The 3343-nt window shown below is 60.6% G+C and carries 3 protein-coding genes; 2 read left to right on the top strand and 1 reads right to left on the bottom strand.

Translation table 11 applies throughout. The features are described from left to right. Positions 1-560 precede the first annotated feature (560 nt). Positions 561-863 carry a DUF982 domain-containing protein gene (locus ACWGS9_RS34320; RefSeq protein WP_454509368.1) on the bottom strand — a complete coding sequence of 101 codons (303 nt, stop codon included), beginning with the start codon at positions 861-863 and terminating at the stop codon, positions 561-563. Between the two features lie 1121 nt (positions 864-1984). Between ACWGS9_RS34320 and ACWGS9_RS34315 the strand changes: the two genes are divergently transcribed. Then, entirely contained in the window at positions 1985-2134 is a 150-nt protein-coding gene (locus ACWGS9_RS34315; RefSeq protein WP_454509367.1) for a hypothetical protein, read from the top strand. 84 nt (positions 2135-2218) lie between these two features. Further along, complete coding sequence (locus ACWGS9_RS34310; protein WP_454509369.1) at positions 2219-3184, top strand: NUDIX hydrolase; 966 nt, start codon at positions 2219-2221, stop codon at positions 3182-3184. Positions 3185-3343: the final 159 nt, after the last annotated feature.

The following is a 3343-nucleotide window of genomic DNA, read 5'->3' as shown; positions in this document are numbered from 1 at the left end:
CGGTAGCGGAAGAGCCGCGCGCGTGCTCGCTTCCACCACCCTCGACGGCTGCTCTATCGGCAGATACTTCATTGCCAAGTGTCCACTTAATCTAAGCGGACACTAACGCCACAAGGTACGCGTCAGTAGGCGGTCTTCAGCGTATGCGTACCCATGATCTCGAGTGTGAGGCCTCCCGTTGCTCTAGCCTCAACTGCGGACTGCGTTTGCCGGCACCTGCGAAGAGAAAATTGCATTGCACCATAGGTTTCCGGCACCGCCGGGTGGCGATCAGGGGCATACTGTGACGCTGGGCTCAGCGGACCTAATCGCGAGAGCGTTATGGCGCATCGGCACCCGGCTCGCCTTTTCGGCCCGGTCAAGCACCGGGATATCGTGCTAGCCAGCAACGCTGCGCGCGATTCGCAGCGCCCGGGCTATGCGCCGGGCTCCAGCACAGCAATTGCAGAGGATCTGCAATCTTTTAATGAACTGTTGAGCAGGCGGGCGCGCAAGGGGCGAGCTACCGTGGAGAGCGAGCCCCACCGGAACGGCGCTCCGCGGAGCGCCGCCGGATGAGCCTAGCCCTGCACCTTTCCCTCGCCCGACTTGAAGGCACCGATCCGCTGCATGGCGGGGGTTGGGTCTACTAGTATGCCGGCCCGTTGCGCAAAGCCGAGAAAGGCGTTGCGCGCGACGCTTGCAGGTTTGCGCGCATCGTGTGCATCGTAGCATGCTCGAAGGGCGGTCTCGTGGATCAGGTCTCTGCGATCTTCCGGCCAGCTATCAAGAAATCCAATTGCGTCGCCAACGCCGGCGATCTCCTGCACCATGTACGTGGCACACTTCACGAAGATAGAGCTGCTGAAACCTTCAGCGTCCATTCTTTTCTCCCAACCTGATGAAGATTATTTTTTAGGGGCCGCCGCCTCGACGCTCGGTCACCATCGCAAACTATTCTGTCGGGACGATGACGCCACACCAATAAAGGTAGTGCTGGGCCCGGCCTGGGGCAGCTGGCGCTGCCGCTAATTGGCGTATGATCGGCAGCGGCGTCGAACAGGTGCAGCGCCTTGGTAGCCGCTCGCCGGCATTGGCTGCACACGCCTTTTTGATTCGACTTGCCGTGGCCCTCCGCCTCAGTCGCGACGTAGAATTTGCGCTTCGAGCGCGACGGCCACGAAAGCACGCCGAGCGACAGCTGGATGAGCCTCACCCAGCATACACTTGCAGACAGGCGTCCATTGCTATCTTCCGTTTCTCGGTCTTGCGGCTGAAATCCCGCAGTAAGATTGCTGCTACATCGTTGACATCGAACGCAATCCGCTCCGCGCCATGCCGGCCAACCTGAATGACTATTGGCCTTGCAAATCAGCCGGTCAGCCGTGCCGTTCTCGGCCATACCCGCCTGTGGCCTGCGGAGTCGGTCCGCGAGCATAAACGGCACAGCTAATATCCCCGTTGCCGCGTGTATCCATGCACCGGGGCCCTGCCGGTTGCAACGCGGCAGGCATGGTGCCTTGGCCGCCTAACAGCAACTGGCGCGATCGAGGCTAATTGCTAATTTCGAATGAAGACAATGGTGAGTGATGTAGGTCATGGCTGCCGGTGTCAGGGCGATTTCGGAGGCCAGTTTTTCATACCAACCGTGACACATCAACGTTTTGGTATTTTTGCATCACACGCCCGTTTTGCCATTACCGGCGTCCTAAGTGACCCTTGGCCCGACCCTTTCACAGGACGCGTTGGTGGTCGTGCAGCCGATTGCGCTCCTGCGCCTCGCCGGCCACGGGGTCGATCAACGAAGCCGCCGAGGTCAGAATTTCGCGAAAGGCCGTTTGAGCCAAGCCAGACCACAGACGGCTTCAGAGAGGCATGGATTGCCAGCAGACGAACCACCGAGAAGCGCATCGTGGAAGTAGCATTCATCAGTCACTCACGAAGCACTTTGCCAGGTTGCGCAGAGGCTGCAATGCGATGAGGCCTTCCGAGCTCGGCGCATCCCATGGTCATTTATCCGGGCAGCTTCGTGGTGACGAAGCCGCTCGCGAGCGCGCCCCAACAGCGCAGGAGCGAGCGATCCGGACAAGGGCTGGTCGTCGGTGGTCTCGGCAATGTCGGTTTCGGCGACAGCTATGCCGCATGGCACTGTTGACGCGCAGACAGGCTTGGTACAGGCTCCTATTAAATCGATTATAGACCGTCTCGTTTGCAGCTGGGCTCCAACAAAACAGGGAACATGGGCGACCACCTAGAAGGAATTAAAAAAGCCAGACCGGCGAGCAAGGCCAACGACATCAAAGCGGACCTGATCGCCGTTGTTGTCGCGGTGAACGATCATGAACCTCGCGTTCTGACGATCGGTCGGGCTAATGCGCTCCCGTCCGGTCCGTTCGAACTCGGCCATCGTTCCCTTCAGTCGGGCCTCAGGGCATGGGTGGAACAACACACTGGGCAGCCGCTTGGCTACATAGAGCAGCTCTACACCTTCGCCGATCGCGACAGGATTGGCACCGAGCAGCGTGTGATTTCGATCAGCTATCTCGCGCTCACTCGAGTAGAAGAGGCAACGCAGTCGGTTAGGCGCCACTGGGAGAGATGGTACGACTATTTCCCCTGGGAGGACCACCGCTCCGGAACTCCATCGATGCTGGCGAAGGTTTTGCGGCCGCGCCTACTCAAGTGGGCGGACGGCGGGGGCGACAATGAGACGCGCCGAGAACGCCGTCAGCGGGCTGCGATCTCCTTCGCCTTCGACGATCGCCCCTGGAACGAGGACCTGACGCTGCAGCGCTATGAGCTGCTTTTCGAGGCAGGCCTGGTCGATGAGGCTGGCGGCGACCCGAGCACTACCCTGCCGGCAACAGTGTCGGGCAAGGCGATGGTTGCCGACCATCGCCGGATTCTCGCGACAGGCATCGCGCGGCTGCGCTCCAAGATCAAATACCGGCCGGTCGTCTTCGAGCTGATGCGACCGGCCTTCACTCTGCTCCAGTTGCAGCGGACCGTGGAAGCATTGGCCGGGCGGCTCATCAACAAGCCGAACTTCCGCCGGCTCGTCGAGCAGCAGGAGCTGGTCGAAGAAACCGGCGAAACTGCCCTCGACACGGGCGGGCGGCCGGCGAAGCTTTATCGCTTTCGCCGTGCGGTGCTCGACGACAGTGCCGTCGTTTTGGGGACAAGATTGCCGCTCTCACGGGCTTGACACCTTTATAGTCGACGTAGATATATGCCGGTTATTGTCAGCCGGAATATAAGCGGAGGCGCGGATGACTGGCGCGTTATCAACGGCCGCATCCCTCTATGAGCGCGTCCGGCGGGTGATCCCGCCAGTCGAATGGCCGGGCTTTGCCGACGACATCGA

Source organism: Mesorhizobium sp. Arg314, from assembly GCF_053714275.1.
The sequence above is the reverse complement of the archived record's forward strand: the minus strand, read 5'-3'. Positions and strand labels throughout refer to the sequence as shown.

Excerpts from the sequence above, each read along its gene's own strand:
- ACWGS9_RS34320 (WP_454509368.1), bottom strand. The coding sequence starts at position 863 with ATGGACGCTGAAGGTTTCAGCAGCTCTATCTTCGTGAAGTGTGCCACG.
- ACWGS9_RS34315 (WP_454509367.1), top strand. The coding sequence starts at position 1,985 with ATGGTCATTTATCCGGGCAGCTTCGTGGTGACGAAGCCGCTCGCGAGC.
- ACWGS9_RS34310 (WP_454509369.1), top strand. The coding sequence starts at position 2,219 with ATGGGCGACCACCTAGAAGGAATTAAAAAAGCCAGACCGGCGAGCAAG.